15 protein-coding genes are annotated in these 21,406 nt (G+C 73.0%); 9 read left to right on the top strand and 6 right to left on the bottom strand.

Annotated elements, in window-relative coordinates; all coding sequences use genetic code 11:
* The first annotated feature begins 73 nt into the window (after positions 1-73).
* Both ACZDYF_RS01470 and ACZDYF_RS01465 read left to right on the top strand, forming a co-directional pair.
* Positions 74-769, top strand: a complete 696-nt coding sequence (locus tag ACZDYF_RS01470) for a hypothetical protein (RefSeq protein WP_475052258.1) — start codon at positions 74-76, stop codon at positions 767-769.
* 75 nt (positions 770-844) lie between these two features.
* Entirely contained in the window at positions 845-1,936 is a 1,092-nt protein-coding gene (locus tag ACZDYF_RS01465; RefSeq protein WP_475052255.1) for an acyltransferase family protein, read from the top strand.
* Here ACZDYF_RS01465 and mfd read toward each other — a convergent pair.
* From mfd to ACZDYF_RS01445, 4 genes are all read right to left on the bottom strand, one after another.
* Complete coding sequence (mfd, locus tag ACZDYF_RS01460; RefSeq protein WP_475052252.1) at positions 1,899-5,597, bottom strand: transcription-repair coupling factor; 3,699 nt, start codon at positions 5,595-5,597, stop codon at positions 1,899-1,901. The two genes, ACZDYF_RS01465 and mfd, sit on opposite strands and share 38 nt — an antisense overlap.
* A 283-nt stretch (positions 5,598-5,880) precedes the next feature.
* Entirely contained in the window at positions 5,881-6,378 is a 498-nt protein-coding gene (locus ACZDYF_RS01455; RefSeq protein WP_475052248.1) for a hypothetical protein, read from the bottom strand.
* Positions 6,379-6,560: 182 nt separating this feature from the next.
* Entirely contained in the window at positions 6,561-7,709 is a 1,149-nt protein-coding gene (locus ACZDYF_RS01450) for a GNAT family N-acetyltransferase (protein WP_475052245.1), read from the bottom strand.
* Between the two features lie 68 nt (positions 7,710-7,777).
* A complete protein-coding gene (locus tag ACZDYF_RS01445) occupies positions 7,778-8,941 on the bottom strand; it encodes a GNAT family N-acetyltransferase (protein WP_475052241.1) in 1,164 nt (387 codons plus the stop codon).
* 261 nt (positions 8,942-9,202) lie between these two features.
* Here ACZDYF_RS01445 and ACZDYF_RS01440 point away from each other — a divergent pair, with 261 nt between their 5' ends.
* The gene (locus tag ACZDYF_RS01440; protein WP_475052236.1) at positions 9,203-9,868 is read left to right on the top strand and encodes a phosphatase PAP2 family protein; all 666 of its coding nucleotides are present in this window, start codon (positions 9,203-9,205) and stop codon (positions 9,866-9,868) included.
* A gap of 32 nt (positions 9,869-9,900) precedes the next feature.
* Here the strand turns inward: ACZDYF_RS01440 and ACZDYF_RS01435 are convergent, their stop codons facing one another.
* Complete coding sequence (locus ACZDYF_RS01435; protein ID WP_475052231.1) at positions 9,901-11,073, bottom strand: glycosyltransferase family 4 protein; 1,173 nt, start codon at positions 11,071-11,073, stop codon at positions 9,901-9,903.
* An 84-nt stretch (positions 11,074-11,157) separates the two neighbouring features.
* Here ACZDYF_RS01435 and ACZDYF_RS01430 point away from each other — a divergent pair, with 84 nt between their 5' ends.
* Positions 11,158-12,261 (top strand): glycosyltransferase family 4 protein, encoded by a 1,104-nt coding sequence (locus ACZDYF_RS01430; RefSeq protein WP_475052226.1) that lies wholly within the window; start codon positions 11,158-11,160, stop codon positions 12,259-12,261.
* Positions 12,262-12,267: 6 nt separating this feature from the next.
* Here the strand turns inward: ACZDYF_RS01430 and ACZDYF_RS01425 are convergent, their stop codons facing one another.
* Complete coding sequence (locus ACZDYF_RS01425) at positions 12,268-15,642, bottom strand: hypothetical protein (RefSeq protein ID WP_475052221.1); 3,375 nt, start codon at positions 15,640-15,642, stop codon at positions 12,268-12,270.
* Between the two features lie 106 nt (positions 15,643-15,748).
* On the opposite strand from ACZDYF_RS01425, the gene ACZDYF_RS01420 reads away from it, so the two are divergent.
* The 5 genes from ACZDYF_RS01420 (at position 15,749) to ACZDYF_RS01400 (ending at position 21,402) form a co-directional block, all read left to right on the top strand.
* Positions 15,749-16,873 (top strand): glycosyltransferase family 4 protein, encoded by a 1,125-nt coding sequence (locus tag ACZDYF_RS01420; RefSeq protein ID WP_400273764.1) that lies wholly within the window; start codon positions 15,749-15,751, stop codon positions 16,871-16,873.
* A 119-nt stretch (positions 16,874-16,992) separates the two neighbouring features.
* The gene (locus tag ACZDYF_RS01415; protein ID WP_475052212.1) at positions 16,993-18,201 is read left to right on the top strand and encodes an ABC transporter ATP-binding protein; all 1,209 of its coding nucleotides are present in this window, start codon (positions 16,993-16,995) and stop codon (positions 18,199-18,201) included.
* 2 nt (positions 18,202-18,203) lie between these two features.
* Positions 18,204-19,022, top strand: coding sequence for an ABC transporter permease (locus ACZDYF_RS01410; RefSeq protein WP_475052209.1), 819 nt, complete (start codon positions 18,204-18,206; stop codon positions 19,020-19,022).
* A gap of 20 nt (positions 19,023-19,042) precedes the next feature.
* Positions 19,043-20,245: a glycosyltransferase family 4 protein gene (locus ACZDYF_RS01405; protein ID WP_475052203.1), complete on the top strand. Its 1,203-nt coding sequence runs from the start codon at positions 19,043-19,045 to the stop codon at positions 20,243-20,245.
* Positions 20,242-21,402 (top strand): GNAT family N-acetyltransferase, encoded by a 1,161-nt coding sequence (locus ACZDYF_RS01400; protein WP_475052198.1) that lies wholly within the window; start codon positions 20,242-20,244, stop codon positions 21,400-21,402. The genes ACZDYF_RS01405 and ACZDYF_RS01400 overlap by 4 nt, the downstream gene beginning before the upstream one ends.
* The last annotated feature ends 4 nt before the right edge of the window (positions 21,403-21,406 follow it).

The raw sequence follows: 21,406 nt of genomic DNA, 5'->3' as shown, positions 1-21,406 counted from the left end.
GTCACGTCCCCGACCCCGCTGCTAGGGTCGCCGAGCCGAGCGTGAGCTCGCCTGGGTCGTCGATGGAGCACTCATGCTGCGTGTCACCGTGCCTGTCCGGGTCCTCGTCCGCCGCCTCGCGCTGGCGATCGCGATCCTGGCCGTCCTGCACCTCCTCGCCAACTTCCTCGAGAAGGGCGCCGACCTCCACGGCGGCGTGATCGAGCCGCTCGTCCACTACTTCAGCATGGACGAGGAGGTCAACGTCCCCACCTGGTTCACCGTGGTCCTGCTGGCCTCGACGGGACTCGTCACGGGCGACCTGCTGCACGTCGAGCCCGTCCCGGCGCGACGGTGGGCCTGGGGACTCATCGCGTTCGTGCTCCTGTACCTGTCGATCGACGAGATGACGAGCTTCCACGAGCACCTGGGCACCTCGCTCGAAGAGCACTTCCGGAGCATCGCGGACCTGCCGTTCAACGGCTGGATCGCGTTCTACGGCCCGCTGGCGCTCGTCGTGGCCGCGATCGTCGTCCCGCTCCTGTGGGGACTGCCGAGCAGGTTCCTGCGTCCCATGGCCCTGGCCGGGGTCCTCTACGTGGCCGGTGCCGTCGGCTTCGAGGCGATCGCGGGGCTGCTCGAGGACCAGGGCTTCGACCGGGCGACGTTCGTCGGGCAGCTCGCGGTGCTCGGCGAGGAGAGCCTCGAGATGGTCGCGGTGCTCGTGTTCCTCGTGGCCGTGGTGCGCTACCGCGACTTCCTCGACGACGGGACCACACTTCATCCTTGACCCTCTCCCGCCCAGGCGCCCACGATGCAAGAGCGGCCTCTCGACGGGGCCGCGCACCAGCGGCAGGGGACCTCGATGACGACTCCGGCGGAGACGAGCAGCGCCCCGCGCCAGCTCCCCTCCCTCACGGCGATCCGCGCGGTCGCCGCCGCGGCGGTCCTGGTGTTCCACCTGGACTACTGGCAGGTGGTCGACATCCCCGGGGCCTACTACGGCAGCACCGGGGTCGCACTGTTCTTCGTGCTCTCGGGCTTCATCCTGACGTGGACCGCCAACCCCGCGCTGGCCCGCCGCGGCTTCTACCTGCGCCGCGTCGCGCGGGTCTACCCCGATCACCTCGTGACGCTGGTCGCGGCACTGGTCATCGCCCTGGTCCTGGGCAGTCCGCCCGTGACCGGGCGCATCATCGGCGCCAACGTCCTGCTGCTCCAGGCCTGGTCCCTGGACCCCACGGTCGTGTACGGGCTCAACGGCGTCGCGTGGTCGCTGTCGTGCGAGCTCGCGTTCTACCTCGCCTTCCCGTTCCTCCTGCCGCTGCTGCGGCGCTGGTCGCCACGGACCCGGCTCGTGGTGACCCTCGTGGCGCTCGCGATCCCGCTCGTCGCGACGGTCGTGGCCCCCACGACGTACCAGGTGCTCTACCACTTCCCCCTCGCCCGGTTCCCCGAGTTCGTGCTGGGCGTCGTCGCGGGGCTCGCGTTCGTCGAGGGCCACCGGTCGCGGATCCCGTGGGCGGGGGTGCTCGGGATCCTCGCCGCGGTGCTCGTCGCGGCCGAGCTCACGCACGCGACCGAGGCCGTGGCCCGGGTCGGGCTCGTCCTGCCGTTCGCGCTGTTCTTCATGCTCTGCGCCGAGCGCGACCTGCGGGGCCGGCGGTCGGTGCTGACGCACCGCGTCCTGATCGTCGCGGGCTCGGCCTCGTACGCGTTCTACCTGGTGCACGAGCTCGTGATCCGTCGCGTGCTCGACACCCCCCTGACGGGGGTGCTCGCCGCGGTCGTCATCACGGTCGCCGCCGCGGTCCTGGCCTACGCGCTCTACCGGTTCGTCGAGGAGCCCGCCCGCCACCTGATCGTGAACCGCTGGGGGCGGCGGCGCGTCCCGGCCCCGGCGGCCGCACCGGAGACGGCTACCGCTTCGACGTCCCCACCGTCGCCGCCGCGCTGACGTCTCCCGTGATGACCGCGTCGATGAGCTGGCGCGCCCAGGCGAGCACCTCCATGCCCCGCAGCGGACGGCCTCCGATGCGCGCCGTCGTCGGGAAGGGGACGAGGAACGCGCGGATCGCGGGCTTGAGCATGGTGCCCGGGTAGAGGCGCTTGAGGCGCAGCTCGGCGGACTCCGGGAGGTCGACGGGCGCGAAGCGCACGAACTTGCCCTGCGCCGTGACGTCCGCGAGGCCTGCGCGGCGCGCGTGGTTGCGGAAGTCGGCCACCGCGAACAGGGCCTCGACGACCTCGGGCAGCGCGCCGTAGCGGTCGACGAGCTCGGCCTTGACCTCGGCGAGCGCGGGCTCGTCCTGGGCCGCCGCGATCTTGCGGTACGCCTCGAGGCGCAGGCGCTCGTGCGCGATGTAGTCGTGCGGGATGTGCGCGTCGACCGGGAGCTCGATCGAGACCTCGGGCGCCTCCTCCTCGACCTCTCCCTTGAACGACGCCACGGCCTCGCCGACCATGCGCACGTACAGGTCGAACCCGACGCCTGCGATGTGCCCCGACTGCTCGCCGCCCAGCAGGTTGCCCGCACCGCGGATCTCGAGGTCCTTCATGGCGATCTGCATGCCCGCGCCGAGGTCCGTGTTGGCAGCCATGGTCGCGAGGCGGTCGTGCGCGGTGTCGGTCAGCGGGCGCTCGGGCGGGTACAGGAAGTACGCGTACGCGCGCTCGCGCCCACGACCCACACGACCGCGGAGCTGGTGGAGCTGGGACAGGCCCAGCATGTCGGCGCGCTCCAGGATGAGCGTGTTGGCGTTGGAGATGTCGAGGCCGGTCTCGATGATCGTGGTGCAGACCAGGACGTCGAGCTCCTTCTCCCAGAACGCCGTGATCGTCTGGTCGAGCTGGGCCTCGCTCATCTTGCCGTGCGCGACGCCGATGCGGGCCTCGGGGACGAGCTCGCGCAGGCGCTGGGCCGTGCGGTCGATCGTCTCGACCTTGTTGTGCACGTAGAACACCTGGCCCTCGCGCAGCAGCTCGCGGCGGATCGACGCAGAGATCTGCTTCTCCTCGTACGCGCCCACGTACGTGAGCACGGGGTGCCGCTCCTCGGGCGGGGTCGCGAGCGTCGACATCTCGCGGATGCCCGTGACGGCCATCTCGAGCGTGCGCGGGATGGGGGTCGCGCTCATCGCGAGCACGTCGACGTTGGTCCGCAGCTGCTTGAGCGTCTCCTTGTGCTCGACGCCGAACCGCTGCTCCTCGTCGATGATGACCAGGCCCAGGTCCTTGAACTTGATGGCCCCGGAGATGATGCGGTGCGTGCCGATCACGACGTCGACCGAGCCGTCCTTGAGCCCTTCGACCGTCTCCTTGGACTCGGCCTCGGTCTGGAAGCGCGAGAGCGCCTTGACCGTCACGGGGAACGCCGAGTAGCGCTCGGCGAACGTCTGGAAGTGCTGCTGGACCAGGAGCGTCGTGGGCACCAGGACCGCTACCTGCTTGCCGTCCTGCACGGCCTTGAACGCCGCCCGGACCGCGATCTCGGTCTTGCCGTACCCGACGTCGCCGCACACGAGCCGGTCCATGGGGACGGGCTTCTCCATGTCGGCCTTGACCTCGTCGATCGTGACGAGCTGGTCGGGCGTCTCGACGTACGCGAACGCGTCCTCGAGCTCGCGCTGCCACGGGGTGTCGGGCCCGAACGCGTGCCCCTGCGTGGCCATGCGCGCGCTGTAGAGGCGGATGAGCTCGCCCGCGATCTCCTTGACGTGCTTGCGCGCCTGGCTCTTGGTCTTGGCCCAGTCCGAGCCGCCCATCTTGTTCAGGCTGGGCGACTCGCCGCCCGTGTACTTGGTGACCTGGTCGAGCTGGTCGGAGGGCACGAACAGGCGGTCGCCCGGCTGGCCGCGCTTGCTGCTCGCGTACTCGATGACGAGGTACTCGCGCGTCGCGGCGTTGCCTCCGGTGCCGAGCGTGCGCTGCACGAGCTCGACGAACTTCCCCACGCCGTGCTGCTCGTGCACCACGTAGTCGCCCGCGCGCAGCGCGAGGGGGTCGACGACGTTGCGCCGCCGCGAGGGCATCTTGCGCATGTCGCGCGTGCTCGACCCCTGGCGTCCCGTGAGGTCCGACTCGCTGAACACCGCGAGCTTGAGCTCGGGCGCGACGAAGCCCGGCCCCACGGGCGCGGGCGTCACGAGCACGACGCCGCCCTCGGGCTCGGTGTCGATCGACGCGACCAGACGGGCCGCGGTGTCGACCGCGGACAGTTGCTCGGTCATGCGGCGTGCGGGGCCGTGACCCTCGGTCGTCAGGACCAGGCGCCAGCCCGCGTGCTGGAGAGAGCGCAGGTCGTCGAGCGCCCGCTCGACGTCGCCGCGGTAGGACTCGACGTTGCGCGCGGGCACGGTGAAGGTGGTCACGCCGTCCGTGCCCATGCCCGACGTCGGGCCCTCGCCTCCGGGGAGCGCCTCGCCCGGGTGCGACTCGCCGTCGGGGGTGGCGCCCTCGTCGAGGCCGAACGGGCTGAGCGTCCACCACCCGAGGCCCCGACGCTCGGCGACGTCGTGGACGTCGGCGAACGTCTCGAACGACGCGGCCGAGAGGTTGATCGGGGTCGAGCCGCCCGCGGCGGCGCCGGTCCAGGCCGCGGCGAGGAACTCCTCGGTCGTCGCGACGAGGTCGTGCGCGCGGCGGCGCACGCGCTCGGGGTCGTTGATGATCAGCAGGGCGTCGTCGGGGACGAGGTCCAGGACGGGCAGCATGCGGTCCACGAGGACGGGCGCGAGGGACTCCATGCCCTCCACGGCGATGCCGGCCGCGAGCTTGTCGAGCATGTCGGTCGCGCCGGGCAGCGTCTCGATGAGCTCCGCAGCGCGGGCACGCACCGCGTCCGTCAGGAGGATCTCGCGGCACGGCGGCGCCCACACGCCGTGGTCCGCGATCTCCAGGCTGCGCTGGTCCGCGACCGCGAACCAGCGGATCTCGGTGACCTCGTCGCCCCAGAACTCGACGCGCAGCGGGTGGTCCTCGGTGGGCGGGAAGACGTCGAGGATGCCGCCGCGCACCGCGAACTCGCCGCGCCGCTCGACCATGTCCACGCGCTGGTACGCGGCCGCGCTCAGGCGCTCGGCGACGTCCGTGAGGTCGGCCGTCTCTCCCGTGCTCAGCTCGACCGGCTCCAGGTCGCCCAGGCCCTCGACGACGGGCTGGAGCAGGGCGCGCACCGGCATGACCAGCACGCGCACCGGCCCGGACTGGCTGACCTCGCTGGTCGGGTGCGCGAGGCGCCGGAACACCGCGAGCCGCTTGGCGACCGTGTCGCTGCGCGGCGACAGCCGCTCGTGCGGCAGCGTCTCCCACGCGGGCAGGACCGCGACCAGGTCGCCCAGCTCGTCGGGCAGGTACGCGCGCACGCTCGCGGCGAGCTCGTCGGCCTCGCGTCCCGTCGCGGTCACGACGACGAGGGGGCGCGAGCCCTGGGCAGGCTCTCCCTGTGCGGCCCCGGCGGCTTCCCCGGTCGCGGTCGCCCCCGCCATCGCGGCGAGCAACGGCGGACGCACGCCCACAGGTCCGACGACGTCGACCGCGCCCCGCAGGCGCACGTGCTCGACGACCGCACGCGCGGTCGGGTCGGCCAGGAGGGCGGGCAGGATTCCGGTGAGGTTCATGAGTTCCTTCGAGCAGAGTCACCGACGGCGTGGGCGTCCACGGGCGCAGGCCCGGGCAGGGGTGGACGTCGTTCGACGCGACCCGCAGCGAGGCGCGGGCGCGCCGGAACAGCACGAGCGGCCCGGACCGAGGTGAAGACGGTCCGGGCTGAGGGTGCGAGCACCAGGTTACGCCGAGGGGGTGACAGGGGGCGCGGTGGTTCGTGAGATGGCGGGGTGGGATCAGAACTGAGCGCGGCCGCGACGTGCGAGGCCCCCGCGTGCGTTGTCGAGGCGCACAGTGCTAGAGCCTAGAAATCTGCTCCCGAGCAATGTCGAGCAGCCCCGGCGCGGCCATCTCGCACCACCGATCCACGTAGTCCAGGTCAGGCAATGGAAAGAAGGCATCACGGTTCGTCAGTCGCCACTCTAGATACCTGGAATCATCTAGATGCGGATCCTCTGAACGGTTCGTCAGCGGCAGCACAACCCGAGCCGCACTCTCCCGCAGCAGCTCGCGGTCAGGCGCGGAGAGAACATCAAACAGCATCGTCGTCTTGTAGACGGTCGTCGCGATGTTGTACATCTCCCATCCCACCGGCCCGTAGCCCCCCTCGGCACCGACGCAGGCCATCTTTCTCATTTCGCCACCATCGATCAACGAGAACATCCGACCAACGGTCTCGAATCGCAGCCACACGGCGACACCCTTGCCCTGGTCGTTCGACCTCACCCACCCCGAAGGCGCGCCGCTCAACCGCTTCATCCCCAGCGCCTTGAACTGACCGTCGAGTCGACCCATCACCGCAGTTCTCGCCGCCGCGCGACTGAGTAGTTGTGACGCCATCAATACCTCACCAACACCCTCTGCATGCCATCTCCGCTCTGAGGAACCGCTACCAGCAGTGGTTCATCCTGCGTGATCCCGTCGCAGTTCGGCGCGAGTTGGCTGCAACACGACGATGAGCCGCCACGCTTCGTTGCCTAACCCCGCCGCTCCCGCAACCACCTACGGCCCCGCCCCGCCGCCACGATCGCCGACAGCAGCACCCGCGACGGCCAGCTCCCCACGGCGCACGTGACCGAGACGAGGTCCACGCGGTCCGGGTAGAGCAGCGTCTCGTCGGGGTACCGGCGCGGGTCGATGCAGCTGTCGACCAGAACCGTCCCGGGCACCTCGGCGAGCAGGCGCATCCCGAGCAGCCGTCCCCACGCCCCGGGTGAGTGCGCCGACCAGGCCGGGTCGTAGGCGTCGGAGATCGAGAAGACCACACCGTCGCGCCGGACGCGCACCGCGAGGTACACGGGCGCCCCGGCCGGGCCGACCCGCAGCACGTGCGCCTCGCCGCGCTCGCGATACGCCTCGACCAGGCCCGTGAACCACGCCGCGGCGCCGGGCACCACGCGCCGGGCCTCCCCTCCCTTGGCCCGGTCGCCCTTCCAGCCCGCGGCCTCCAGGTCGAGGAACTGCTCGACGACGTCCGGCTCGTCCGTCGCGTCGACGATCCGCAGCTCGTGCCCGACCTCCTCGACGAGGTGTCGCCGCCCGCGCCGGAGGTTCTTGCGCCGCGAGGTGGACAGGTGCGGACCGAGCACGTCGCCCGCCTCCTGGCCCGCCCCTGACCCCGGCCCCGGCCCCCGCACCGGCCCCTCCCCCGGCACGAGCGCACCGCGCGAGATCCGGTCCCACTCGCGCACCGGCATCCCGGCCCGGGCGAAGGCCTCCAGCAGCAACGTCGTCGTCTCCCCGGACGCCCTCAGCAACGGGAGATCGACCGCCTGGCCGAGCGCTCGCCGTCGGGCATGGAGCGCCGCGACCAGCGACGCGACCGCGAGCCGCGGGCGGGCCGCGTCCACGAGGGGCGCGCGCAGCGCCGCGAACCGCTCGACGAACGGCCCGTCGAGGCTCGCGTGCCGCGCGGGCCACAACCGGTTGCGCCCCACCGTCTCGAACGGCAGGAACGCGAGCCAGCCCGACCCGTCGGCCACGACGAGCGCCCTGACCGCGCGTCCGCCCCCCATCTCGCGCGCTGCCGCCCCCAGGACGGCGGGCTCGAAGTACGGGTTGGGTTCGAGCGAGGAGTCCGCGAGGCGCTGCCAGGCCGCGAGGTCCTCGGCGCCCAGGTCAGCCACGCGCACGATCCTGCTCGTCACACCAGTCCCCGTCGCCCGGGCCTTGCCCGGGGCACCCGCAAAGGTCGTCACCGGAAGCGCCGCACCACGCGCGCGGCGGCGCGCATGACCCGCATGGTCAGGCGCGCGACGACGCCCCCCGTGACGACGGTCGACGAGACCATCGTGAGCCGGTCGGGGAACAGGTCCGTCGCGTCCTTGTACAGCGAGGGGTTCATCGAGCTGTCGAACACCTCGACGTCCGAGTTCTCGTCGAGCCACGACAACGCCATCATGCGCCCGATCGCGCCCGGCCCGTACCGCGCCCACTCCTCGCTGTACACGTCGAAGTAGCCGAACGCCGTGGACCCCGTGCACACGATCACCGCCATGTGCAGCAGGACCCCGCCCGCCACGAGCGCGAACACGTGCGCCCGCCCGGTCTCGGCGAAGCCCGCGAGCATCTGCGTGAACCACTCCTGCCCGCCACGGCGGCTCCGGAACCCCATGCCGCCGCGGGACGCGTCGCCCTTCCACCCCTGCTGCTCGAAGTCGAGGAACGCCTTCGCGATCTCCGGGTCGTCCGCCCGGTCCTCCAGCACCAGGGTCTCGCCCACCGCGCGCTCGAGGCGCCGCCGACCGCGCGCGAGCGACTTGCCGCGAGGCATACGCTCGGCCCAGCTCCCGGACTCCCCCTCGTCGAACCGGACCGCTCCGCGGGGGTCGCCACCCCACGTGTGCACGGGGATGCTCCGCTCCCGGCACACCTCTTCGAGCCGCCCGCCGACCCGGCCGTCCTGCACCAGCAGGTGCAGGTCGATCGCCTGCCCGAGCTCACGGCGTCGCTCGTGGAACGCGTCGACCAGCGCCTCGACGGCCTCGTCGACGCGCGCTCCGTCGACCAGCGGCGTGCCCAGCGGACAGTACAGCGCCAGGAAGTCCGACCCGGTCGAGGCGTGCCGCCACGGCCAGTGCTTGTCGCCCGGGACCATCTCGAACGGGAGCGCGGCCCACCAGCCGCCGGGCTCGGCCCCACTGAGGTCCCCGACACCCGGGCCCATGGCCCCGCCCGGGACCTCGTCGACGACCAGGAGCCGCAGCCCGGACCCACCGCTGAGCTCGCGCACCGCGGGCACCAGCATCTCGGGCTCGAAGTACGGGTTGGGCTCGGCGGCGCGGGCTGCGAGCGCCCGCCACGCCTCGATCTCCTGATCCGTCAGGTCGATGATGCTCAGCACACGACTACGTGCCATGAAGGACCTTCTGTCGTCCGGCGATCGCTTTCCCTGGACCTCGCGAGATCGGTGCCCGGGGCATCTGCAGTACGACGGTAGACACCGAACGACGCCGGGGCCACAGTGGGAGCACTGATTTCACCCGACCGGATTCCCCACGCCGCGCCGTCGTCGTCCGACAGCGGTCGCAGCACCGCCCGCAGGTGCCCGCAGGCGCTGGTCGGACGCTCGTCAGGCGCTCCCCAGGCGCCGCCCGACCCACTCCCAGGAAGGCTGCCCGTGACCACGGACGAGCTGCACGACGTCGGCACCCGCCGCGGGCGGTCGGCCCGCGTCCCGCTCCTGCTCGCCGGGGCGATCCTGCTGGGCGCGGTGTTCGCCGCGACGTACGTCGTGACCGTCCGCACGCTCACGGGGCAGCAGCTCGACAACGGCGCCTTCGTCTCGTGGCAGCAGCTCAACCCGTTCCTCGGGTCGTTCGCGCAGGTCCTGCGACCGGCCCTGCCCGTGGCGCTCGGGGTCGTGTGCGCGGTCCTCGGGGTGCTCGCGCTGCGGGCCCGCCGGTGGCGGGCCGTCGCGCGCGCCGTGGCCGTCGTGGTCGTCACGGTCCCGCTCGCCCGCTGGCTCCGCGACGGGGCGCTCGACCGGCCGGACCTCGCCGACCTGGCCTACCCCCAGAACACCCTGCCCTCGGGGCACGTCGCGGTGACGGCCGCGCTGTGCGTCGCGGTCCTGTTCCTGTGGCCGCGCCGCTCGGGAGCGCTCGTCGCGTGGGCCGTGGTCGTGAGCCTCGTGGCGTGCGTCGCGTCGCTGCTCGAGCACGCGCACCGCCCGAGCGACGTCGTCGCCTCCCTCGCGCTGGTGGGGGCGCTCACGTGCCTGGTGCTCGCGCTCACGCAGCGCCGGGTCGTCGCTCGCGAGGTAGAACTTCCTGCGTCGAGGTAGTGCCCGCTGAGTTCTACCTCGCGCAGGGGGTTCTACCTCGGCGCGCGTGCTCGCCGGGCCGCACGGGATCTCAGGACGCGCTCGTAGACGTCGTCGTACCGGTCCACGACGGCCTCCCACGTGTAGCGCTCGACCTCGCGGCGGCCCGCGGCCCCGAGCGCGGCCGCGAGGTCCGGCGCGTCGAGCAGCGACCCGATCGCGCCCGCGAGCGCCGCGGCGTCCCGGGGGTCGACGAGCAGGCCGTCGACCCCGTCGGTGAGGAGCGTGCGGGGGCCCCCGAGCACGGTGCCCACCACGGGGCGCCCGGCCCGCCAGGCCTCGAGCACGACGATCGACGCGGCCTCCTTGCGGCTCGGCACGACCACGACCGTGGCCGCCGCGAGCGCCTCGGCGACCGCGTCCGGCCCCAGCATCCCGGGGAAGGACACGCGGTCCTCGACCCCGAGCGTCCGCGCCCGACGCCGCAGCTCCGCGAGCTCCGACCCGTCGCCCACGATCGTGAGCCGGGCCCGCTCGGCGAGAGGTGACGCCGCGAAGGCTTCGAGGAGCAGGTCGAAGCCCTTGACGTGCTCGACGCGGCCGACCGCCAGCAGCACGGGTTCCGCCGTGTCGGCGGCAGCCACAGGGTCGGCGGCGCCCGCCCCGAGCTCGACCCCGTTCGGCACGACGACGGCGCCCTCGTACCCGAAGCGCGCGGCGAGGTCCTCGGTGACGATCGTCGAGCAGCCCGTCACGGCGTCCGCACGGCCGAGGGCCGCGCCGAACCAGGTGCGCATCCACCAGGACGTGCCGAGCGCGTCGTGGTCGTCCGCGAACGTCTCGCCGTGGGAACTGACGACGAGCGGCGTGCGGGTGACGCGCCCCAGGGCCGTGGCGTAGACGCCGTTGGGGCCGAAGCACTGCACGTGCAGGACGTCGGGGCGCAGCGAGCGGTACGCGCGGGACCATCGCCAGGCGGCCACAGGCCAGCGGACCGCGAAGGACAGGACGCCGCGAGCGCCGCGCGAGGGCTGGGGGGTGGGCAGGTAGCGGACCGTGACGCCGTCGAGCACGCGGGTCCCGAGGTGCTCGCCCTGGTCGACGGCCCACACCTCGACCGTCTCGCCGCGGGCGGCGAGCACGCGCGCGACGTGCTGGACGTGGGTCTCGACGCCGCCCGTGCGGGGCGCGTAGGAGCTGGTGACGAGCGCGGTGCGGGGACTCATTTCGCCCCCTGGAGACCGTGGTCGGGGCGCCGCGCGCCGCTAGAGTGGGGCACTTCCCGTGCCGCGAGAGAACGGACTCCCCGCATGCCGCAGCTGGTGATCGCGACCGTCGCGGTTGAGGTGCCCATGGGCGCGCAAGTTTATCAGGAGGAGGTCGCCACCCGGGCGGCCCGAGCCCTCTCTGCACCCCCTGCGGACACTGTTTCACCCACCGTGTCGCAGGCTCCCGCACGGGCCGAGGACTGGACCGTGAGGCGCACCGTCGCCCGCTCGCTGCGCTCGCCCCTGCCGGGCACGCTCCGCCTCCCGCTCTCCCGCCTCGGTACCGCCTCGCCCGCGCTCCGCAGGGCCGCAGGCCGGGTCGTGTACCCGCGCGGCGCCGTCGTGCACCGCGTCGGGCTCGAGCTGCCCCCGCACCCGACGCGCGACGTCGTCACCATCCAGGACGTGGTGTCCTGGCGGTTCGACGACGAGTCCCGCCCGGTGCGCGCAGCCGCCGAGGAGGCCCGGCGCGCGGCGGCCGTCGTCACCGTCTCCGAGTTCAGCGCCGACGAGATCGCCGAGCTGCTCGGCGTCGAGCGCCCGCACGTCGCCTACAACGGGGTCGACGAGCGCTACTTCCGCACGCCGCCCCTCGACGCCGCGGCGCTCGACGCGCTGGGCGTCACCGGCCCGTACGTGCTGCACGCGGGCGGCGCCTCGCGGCGCAAGAACCTCGAGAGCCTCGCCGCGGCATGGCCCCTGATCCACAGCGCGCGCCCGGACCTGACGCTCGTCATGAGCGGTCCGCGCAACGCCCGGCGCGACGCGCTGTTCGGCGCGCTCGCCGGCACGCGCCTCGTGGGCCGCCTGCCCGACGACGTCATGCCGGGTCTGGTCGCGGGCGCCGCCGTCGTCGTGGTCCCCTCGCACTACGAGGGCTTCGGCCTGCCCGCGCTCGAGGGCATGGCCGCGGGGGTGCCCGTGGTCGCGGCACGCACGAGCTCGCTGCCCGAGGTCGTGGGCGACGGCGGGCTGCTCGTGGACCCGACGCCCGACGAGATCGCCCAGGCGACCCTGTTCGCGCTCTCCGACGACCCGGAGGTCGCGGCCATGGTCGAGCGCGGCCGGGCCCGCTCGGCCGACTTCACGTGGGAGCGCAGCGCGGCGCAGCACGCGGCCGTGTGGCGGGCCGTGGCCGCGCGCTGACGCGGGTCAGGACCCAGGGCCCCAGGCCTGGAGCGCGCTCACGGTCGCGACGTACGCGCTCTCGGTGCTGAGCGGCAGGAAGGACGGGTGCAGCCCGCCCACGACGCCCGAGTAGTTCGCCGCGAGCACGGGAACTCCTCGCTCGGTCGTCATGGGCACCGAGACACGCACCGCGGTGACCTCGACCGGGTCGATCTCGAACACGGCGACCCGGTCGGAGAACTGGTCCTTGCGCTGGACCACGTCCTGCCAGGTGCCGTCGGGGAGCTGGACCGAGACCGTGTAGTCGCGCAGCCCCATGCTGCAGCACCGGATCCCGGCCGTCGCGACGCCGATCCGGTCGATCGTCTGCGGCCCGTCGGTCGTCACGGTCACCGACGGGTTCTCGTCGACGACGTCGTCCGCGAGGCGACCTGACCGCCACGGGTCGCGCACGTCGAACGTCCCGGACGTCACGACCTGGGCGTCGGCCTCCTCGTGGGTCGAGGTGGCCGTGACGGGCCGCCCGGCCAGGAGGTCCGGGCCGAACGGCCGGGTGGCCTCGACCGCGAGCGCCTGGCCCGGCGCACCCACGAGGAAGACGGGCGCTCCCGTGACCGGGAGGTCGGCACCGTCCGGGCCGACCTCGATGCTCGTCTCGGCCCCGTACTGGTCGACCACCCGCAGCGTGCCCGGGCCGCCGTCGGCCGTGACGCGCAGCGTGGTCGACAGGTCGTCGCCCCAGACCGCGAGCAGCTGCTCGCCCGCCGGCCCCTCGGCCGAGGCCGCGAACGTGCCGGGCGCGCCCGTCTCGACGAAAGTGGGCGCCCCGTAGGGGGCGAGCAGGGCCGACGTCGCGGCGAACGCCGCCCCGGACGGCTTGACGTAGCTGCCGTACTGGACGAGCGACCACGAGTTGCCCGACTCCCCGAATCCCCCCTCGGAGAAGAAGTACGTCCACTCGTCGATCCCCTCGGACCCGTACCAGAGGAGCTTGCGCGCGACGTCCGAGCCGCCCGCCCAGAAGTTCGCGACGCCGTCGGACCACCAGCCGGACTCGGTGTCCCAGACGGGCAGGTCCCCGCACGGGGCCACGGCCTCGCGCAGCGCGTCCAGGTCGTCGCCCGGCTGCGAGAACCCCTGCTCCTCCCACGAGCGGTTGAGGCCCGTGTAGGGGTGGATCCCGACGACGTCCATCGAGGCGCACCCGCCGGCCTCGACGAGCGCGGCCCACCACTCGGGCACGATGCCCAGGGTGTTCCCACCGACGATCCGGACGCCCGGGAACGCCGCGCGCGCCCCGGCCGCGAACGGCGCACCGATCTGCTCCTCGTACTGCGCGCCGTCGTCGAAGCCCGTGTTGCTGGGCTCGTTCCACGGCTGCCAGGCCACGATCCCCGGCGCCTCCTGGGCGATCGCCGCGACGATCTCGCGCGACCAGCCCTCCCACGTGCCCGCGTCGACCGCGGCCCGCTCGGCCTCGCCGCCCGACCCGAGCTGCAGCGTCAGCGTGACCCCGCTGGCGTCCGCGAGCGCCGCGGCGGCCTGGAGCTCGGCGAACGGGTCGGCCTCGGCGCCTTCCTCGGGCTCGGGCACGCCGGCGCTCGGGAGCGAGTCCCAGACGAGCCCGTCGGCGCTCGGGGTGCCGGTCGGGTCGGGCACGATCGCCCCGAAGTCGAGCTGCCAGCGGAAGCTGCCCACGCCGAGCTGGTCGGCGAGCTGCACGCCGCGCAGGACGGAGGCCCCGCCCCAGTCGGCGCCGTCGGCCAGCCCGGCGAGGTCGAGCGGGGCACCCGGGGCCCCGACCGTGTAGCGCAGGCACGTCCCCGAGACCGGGTCGCCGCTCTCGCGGTCGACCAGCGCCGCGTCGACCTCGTAGACCCCGGGTCGTGTGGCGGGCAGCGTCACGGGCACGTCCCCGCCGTCGGCAGGGAGGTCGACGACCTGCTCGTCACCCACGACCGGGTCGAACACCCGCGGGTCGCCCCGCACCTGGAAGCGCAGCTCGTACCGGTCGGCCCAGCGTCCCCACGAGTCGTCGAGGCTCAGGCGGACCGCGGGCTCCTCGCCCGGCGGGAAGTAGTTGTAGACCTCGTCCGTGACGAGCCCGGCCCCCGCGCCCATGACGGAGAGGAACCCGTCGTTGATCGCGTTGTACTTCACGGGCGCGCCGAGCTGGTAGGCCATGCGGTCGGCCGTGACGGCGGTGAGCGCGACGGCCCCCTCGCTCGTCGTCAGCGCGTAGTACGTGCCGTCGTCGAGCACGAGGGGCGACCCGTCGAGGAGCGTGAAGTCCGCGTCGAGGTCGGCGCGCGCGTCGGGCCACACGCCGCGGCGGACGCCGTCCGCGCCCACGTGCTCGAACCCGAGACCGTCCTCGATCACCACGAGCCCGTCGCCGTCGGGGGCCGGCGCGACGCCGACCACGGAGTCGAACCAGTGCTGCGACGGCTTGGCGAACGCCCACTTGCCGTTCGCGGTCGCACCGAGGTGCAGCTCCTCGGCCCCGTCCTGGTCGAGGACCGTCAGGTCGTCGGTGGCCCCCGCGTCCGACGTCCCCGACGACTCGAGCACCAGCCCGCCGTCCGGGAGCTGCCCCAGCACCTGGCCCGGGAAGTCGTCCCGCGTGCCGACGATCTTCCCGTCGGTCCCCACGAGGTGCAGGGTGCGCTCGGTCTCGTGCACCCCGATCACGGGCCGCCCGTCGAGGTCGTCCCACATCGCCATGCCGTACAGGTCGAGGACCCCGCCCTCGGTCTGGTCGCCCTCGGGCAGGTGCGTCGTCCAGGACCGGGAGCCGTCGGGCTCGAAGCGGACCAGGTCACGGCGCTGCATGAGCGTGTCGAGGAAGTAGATACCGCCGTCGGCGTCGACCTCGAACTGCTCGGGGCTGAACGCCTCGTTGCCCTCGTCCAGCTGCAGCTCGAAGTCCGTCGTGCCCTTCGCCTCGCCCGTCGCCACGTCGTAGCGGGTCACGCGGTAGGCGCTCGACCGGTCCCACTCCAGGACGTACGCGAGCCCGTCCCGGACCCGCATCGAGAGGACGGTGCCGTCCGTCAGGGTCGCGACGTCGTCGACGACGTCCCGGCGACCGCCCAGGTCCGCCGGGTCGACGCCGTCGTGCGTGATCTTGTCGACCACCGGGAACCCGCACACCGGGACCGCCCCGGGCTCGCTCACGCTGACGACCGAGGGCATGGGCGCCCCGGACGCCCCGGGGTCGGCGGCCGCTCCGTCACCGACCGCGCGGACGACGAGCACCGCCGCCGTGGCGACCACGACCGTCCCCGCGACGCCGACCACCCAGGCCCGGCGTCGTCGGTACCAGGGCGTGGGGCGCTCGCTCGGCGCTGGCGGGTCGGTCACGTCGGTGCTCCCGTCGGGCCCGGAAGGGTGGGCCAAGGGTCGATCGTACGTCCGCGACCCCCGTCGGGCGGGGCGACCGCCCGCGGATTTCACCCTCACGGCGGGGCCGTCCGGGCAGGGGGCCATCCCCTACGCTGACCGCATGGACACGGACCCGCCCGACGCCGCCCGTGCCCGGGGCTCGGTCCTCTGGCTCAGCAACGAGACCCCCGACCGCGACGGTCAGGGCGGCCAACGACGCCAGTACTTCCAGATCCGTGCCCTGGTCCGCGCGGGCTGGTCGGTCCACGTCATGACGCTCGCCGGGGACCAGGACGACACGACCCTGCGGGAGATCGCGACCGTCGAGCGCTTCGCGCCGTTCCTCCACAAGCGCCTCCCCCACCCGACCCGCTACTTCCTCGCGCGCCGTCGCGCGCGCTCGGGTCGGTACGACCACGTGATCGTGGCCCACCTCGAGTCCTGGGCGCTGCTGCGCGGAGCAGGGCGAAGGCTCGGCGTCCCCGTCCTGGTCGACGTCCACAACGTCATGAGCCCCTGGCTGTCCCGGTACGGCAGGACGCGTGAGGCCGCCACGTTCCGCCAGATCGAGGACCGCGTCCTGCGCGACGCGTCGGCCGTCTCCGTGTGCTCCCCCGCCGAGCTCGACCGCCTGCCGGACGGCGGGACCGCGCGGCGGATCGTCGCCCCGCACGGGATCGACGCGACCGAGTGGCCGCCGCCCCCTGCCGCCGCGCCGCCGCCCGTGGTCGGCATGTTCGGCAACTGGTCCTGGACACCGAACACCGCCGGGATCGCATGGTTCGCCAAGGACGTGTGGCCTCGGGTGCGCGAGGCCGTGCCCGACGCCGAGTGGCACGTCGCGGGGAACGGCACCCCCGCGCGGTTCGCCGAGATCGAGGGCTTCCGCGCGCTCGGACGCGTCCCCGCGCTGTCCGACCTCACGGCGGTCTCGCGCGTGGTCGGGGTCCCCGTGCGCGCGGGGGTCGGCGCCCCCGTCAAGTTCGGCGAGGCCCTCGCGACCGGGCGCCCCGTGATCGCCACGACCGACGGTGCGAGCGCACACCCGGGCTCCCCCGCGCGCGTCACGAACGACACCGACGAGTGGGTCGCCTGGCTCGTCGAGCGGCTGGGGCCAGACCGGGCGCTCGCCGACGACGAGGGGCGACGGACCTACCGCTGGGCGATGGACGAGCTGCCGTGGGAACGCACGACCGCACCGATCGTCGCGTGGCTGTCGGAGAATTCCACCCGCTCCAGGCCCTGATACGGCGCGCGCCCGCTGATAGTGTGCCCGTGTCGTAGACGGCCCGGTTCTCACCGGTCGAGACGCCTCCGACCACCACTCGATCCGCATCGCGCGGACACCATGCCGAAGGGGACACCGTGGCGGATCCCGCTGTTGCCGTGAAGGGCCTGGGCAAGTCCTACCGCATCGCGAAGAGCGGCTTCCGGCCGACGACCGCTGCCGAGGCAGTGATCAACCGGGTCAAGCACCCGCTGCACAAGCCCGAGTTCGAGGACTTCGAGGCGCTCAAGGACGTCGACTTCGAGGTCCCGTGGGGCGAGGCGCTGGGCATCATCGGGCGCAACGGTGCGGGCAAGAGCACGCTCCTCAAGCTCCTGACCCGGATCACCGCACCGTCGGCGGGTCGCATCGAGCTGGGCGGCCGCGTGGGCAGCCTGCTCGAGGTCGGCACCGGCTTCCACCCCGAGCTCACGGGTCGGGAGAACGTCTACCTCAACGGCACGCTCCTGGGCATGCGGCGCAAGGAGATCCAGCGTCGCTTCGACGAGATAGTGGACTTCTCGGGCGTCGAGAAGTTCCTCGAGACCCCGGTCAAGCGCTACTCGTCGGGCATGTACGTGCGCCTCGCGTTCGCCGTGGCGGCGCACCTCGAGACCGAGATCCTCGCGATCGACGAGGTCCTCGCGGTCGGCGACGCCGAGTTCCAGGCCAAGTCGCTCGCCAAGATGCGCGACGTCGCGCGTGACGGTCGCACGGTGCTGTACGTGAGCCACCAGGCGCAGACCGTCTCCGCGTTGTGCACCCGGGCGATCTACCTCGACCAGGGCAAGCTCACCTACGCAGGCAACGTGGAGGACGCGCTCGCGGAGTACCGCAACAGCTTCACGAGCTTCCACGTCGCCCAGCAGGACGCGTCCCGGCGCGCCGGCACCGGCGAGCTCCGCTTCACCGAGGCGACGATCGCCGAGGAGACCATGGAGCCCACCGAGGACAAGGTCATCGAGTTCGCGGTGAACGCCAACCCGGACCTGGTCGGCAACTACTTCGTCTCGTGCCACGTCAACGACATGAACGGGAACATCGTCGTCCAGTGCGACTCCCGCCTCGTGGGCCTGTGGCTCGACCCGACCGTCCCCCAGCGCGGCGCGCTGACCATCAAGGACCTGTGGCTCAAGCCGGGCAAGTACACGTACGACCTGTACGTCTGCAAGACCGGCATCCTCGACGCCTGGGAGGGCGCGGGAGCCTTCGAGATCCTGCCCAACCCGCCGTACCCCGAGGTCACGTCCGACGAGGCGCTGACCCACGGCATGGTCCTGGCCGACTTCCAGTACGAGAGGTGGTGACGATGAGCAAGACCGTGATCACCCCGCCCGGGCGGTGGGACCTGCCGTCGGTCAAGGAGCTGTGGGAGGCCCGCGAGGTCCTGATCAGCTTCGGTCGGCGCGACGTCCTGCTGCGCTACCGGCAGACCGTGATCGGTGTCGCCTGGGTCATCCTGCAGCCGCTCGCCGCAGCCGGGATCTTCGCGATCGTGTTCGGTCAGGTCGCGGACCTGCCGAGCAACGGCGTCCCGTACTTCATCTTCGCCTTCGCGGGCCAGCTCGCGTGGAACGTGTTCAGCGGCGTCGCGAGCCGCTCGTCGTCGTCGCTCGTGGCGAACCAGTCGCTCGTGTCGAAGGTCTTCTTCCCGCGCATGCTCGTGCCGCTCTCGACGATCCTCGCGGTCCTCGTCGACTACGCCGTCGCGTTCGGGCTGTTCGTGATCCTGCTGTTCGTCTACGGGATCAACCCCGGGTGGCCCATCCTGCTCCTGCCGTTCTGGACGCTGCTGGCCGTGCTGCTGGGCGCTGCGATCGGGGTCGCGAGCTCGGCCGTCATGGTCAAGTACCGCGACGTCGGGTACGCCCTGCCCTGGGTCATCCAGATCCTCATGTACGCGACCCCCGTCGCCTACTCGTTGGAGGCCGTCCCGGCGAACCTGCTGTGGATCTTCAACATCAACCCGCTCACGTGGCTGCTCGAGGGCTTCCGCTGGTCGCTGCTCGGGCAGGCGGCCCCCGAGGCGTGGCAGGTCGTCGCCCTGGTCGTGGTGTCGGGGCTCGCCTTCACGGGTGGCGCACTGATCTTCCAGAAGCTCGAGCGTGGCTTCGCCGACGTGATCTGACCCGGTCAGGAGGGGTCCCGATGAAGCGGTCCGACCAGGCTCTGCCCGCACGCGAGCACGTCCACGTCCTGACCCCTGGCGACCACTACTCCCCGCGCACGGGGAGCGCCGTGCCGACCGTCGTGGACGGCCTGGTGCGCGGCGCGTCCGCAGGGTCCGCGCCGTCGTCGGTCGTCGTGGCGCGCGGCACCTACCCCGACCGCTACGACGGCGCGCACGTCATCGAGTACCCGCAGGCCTCGGCACGAGGTTGGGAGCGTTACACCGACGCGGCCGCCTCACGCGTGGGGCTGCCCCGTCACGGCGCCCGCCGCGCCTTCGGGGCGACCGTCCGCGACCAGGGCGCCTGGGCGCCGTCGTACGTGTTCGCGCACAACGCCCCCCAGCTCGTCCCGCTCGTCGACGCCGAGCAGCACCTGCCCGTGCTCTACGCGCACAACCAGCTCCTGCGCACCTACGGCCACCGCGAGCTGGCCCGCACGCTCGGGCCGGTGCACCGCATCGTGTGCGTGAGCGCGTTCCTGGCCGACGAGACGACGGCGCTGCTCCCGCCCGGTCTCCGGGACCGCGTGGTCGTGGTCCACAACGGGGTCGACGCCCCGACGACGAGCGGCGGGGCACCCACGACGGGCCGTCCCGCGCGCGGCGACGTGCTGCACGTGGTCTTCGTCGGTCGCACCATCCCGGACAAGGGCGTGGACCTCGTCGTGGACGCCGTCCGGCGCCTCGCGCGCTCCGACGTGCGGCTCACCGTGGTCGGTGCCGCGGGCTTCGACGCCGCGGACCCCCTGACGCCCTACGAGCGCGACCTGCGCCGACGCGCCGCGGGGACGACCGTGCCGACGACCTTCACGGGCTTCCTCCCGCGCGGCGAGGTACGCGAGGTCCTGCGCACGGCCGACGTGGTCGTGGTCCCCTCACGCTGGGCCGAGCCGTTCGCGCTGACCGCGCTCGAGGGCATGGCCACAGGGGCCGCCGTCGTGGCCTCCGACATCGGCGGGATCCCCGAAGCCGTCGGGACCGCCGGGATCCTCGTGCCCCCCGGCGACGTCGCCGCCCTCGCCGAGACCCTCGCCGCGCTCGCCGACGACGAGTCCCTGCTCGACCGCACCCAGGAGGCGGGGCACGCGCGCGCGGCCGAGATGGACTGGTCCCACGCCCGCGCACGGCTGGACCAGGTCCTCGCCGGCACCCTGGCCCACAGCCCCGGGAGACCGGCGTGAACCCGGCGGGCGTCGTGAGCGCCCGGACGCTCCGGCTGGGCGACGTGACGCCCGTCGAGGCCGAGCGCTGGGCCGACCTCGTGGACCGCGCGCTCGAGCCCAACCCCTTCCTGTCCCCCGCCTACCTGCTCTCGGCCTCCCGGTGGCTCGCACGGACCGCGGGGATCGTGCTCCTCGTCGTCGAGCGCGACGACCGCATGATCGCGCTCCTGCCCCTGAGCCGCGACGAGCGGTTCCACGGCACCCCGCTGCGGTACGCGACGACCGCGGGCGCCTTCCTCAAGGACGACGCGCCGCTGTGCGCGCCCCTCGTCGACACCGAGCACGCGGCGACCGCGCTCGACCACCTGCTCGGCTTCCTCGCGGACCGGCGCAACGGCTTCCCTCCCCTCGTCGAGCTCACCCTGCTGCCCGGCGAGGGAGCGTTGAGCGACGCCCTCCACGACGCGTGCCGCCGCGCCGGTGTCCCGATGCTCGAACGGTCCCGGTTCGAGCGCGCGTTCCTCGACCGCGCGAGCGACGCGCCCGCCCCTCGGGACGCCCTGAGCCGCTCCAAGCGCAAGCAGGTCGAGCGCCTGACCCGACGCCTCGAGGAGTCGACCGGACGGCCGCTCGTCATGGAGGACCGCGGGGCGGACCCCCGGGCCTTCGAGGACTTCGTCGCTCTCGAGGCCTCCGGCTGGAAGGGCGACGTCGACCAGGACGGCGGGGCGCTCGACGTGACGCCGGGAGCCGTCGCGTGGTTCACCGACGTGACCGACGGCCTGCGCGACCGCAAGAACCTCCACCTGCTCACGCTCGTCGCGGGCGACGACGTGGTCTACATGTCGATGCTCCTGGGCGCCGGCGGGACGCTGTACTCGCTCATGGACACGTACGACGAACGCTTCGCGAAGTTCAGTCCGGGCGTGATCGGACGCGTCATGGAGCAGGAGTTCGTCCTGGGGAGCACGACCGCGGACCGGTTCGACCCGTGCCTGCACCCCAAGAACGTCGGCCCGAGCGGCCTCTACCGGGACCGCCGGACGCTGGTCGGCGTCGTGCTCGCGACGCGGGGCCTCCTCCCGCGCCTCCTCGTGCGCTCGGTGCCGACCCTGCGCCGGCTGCGTGCTCGCGTCGTGGGCACACCGCGCGAGACGGCCGAGGACGCGTCATGATCGG

The organism is Oerskovia sp. PE-21s (assembly GCF_056158145.1).
This window is presented reverse-complemented; position numbering and strand designations above follow the sequence as displayed.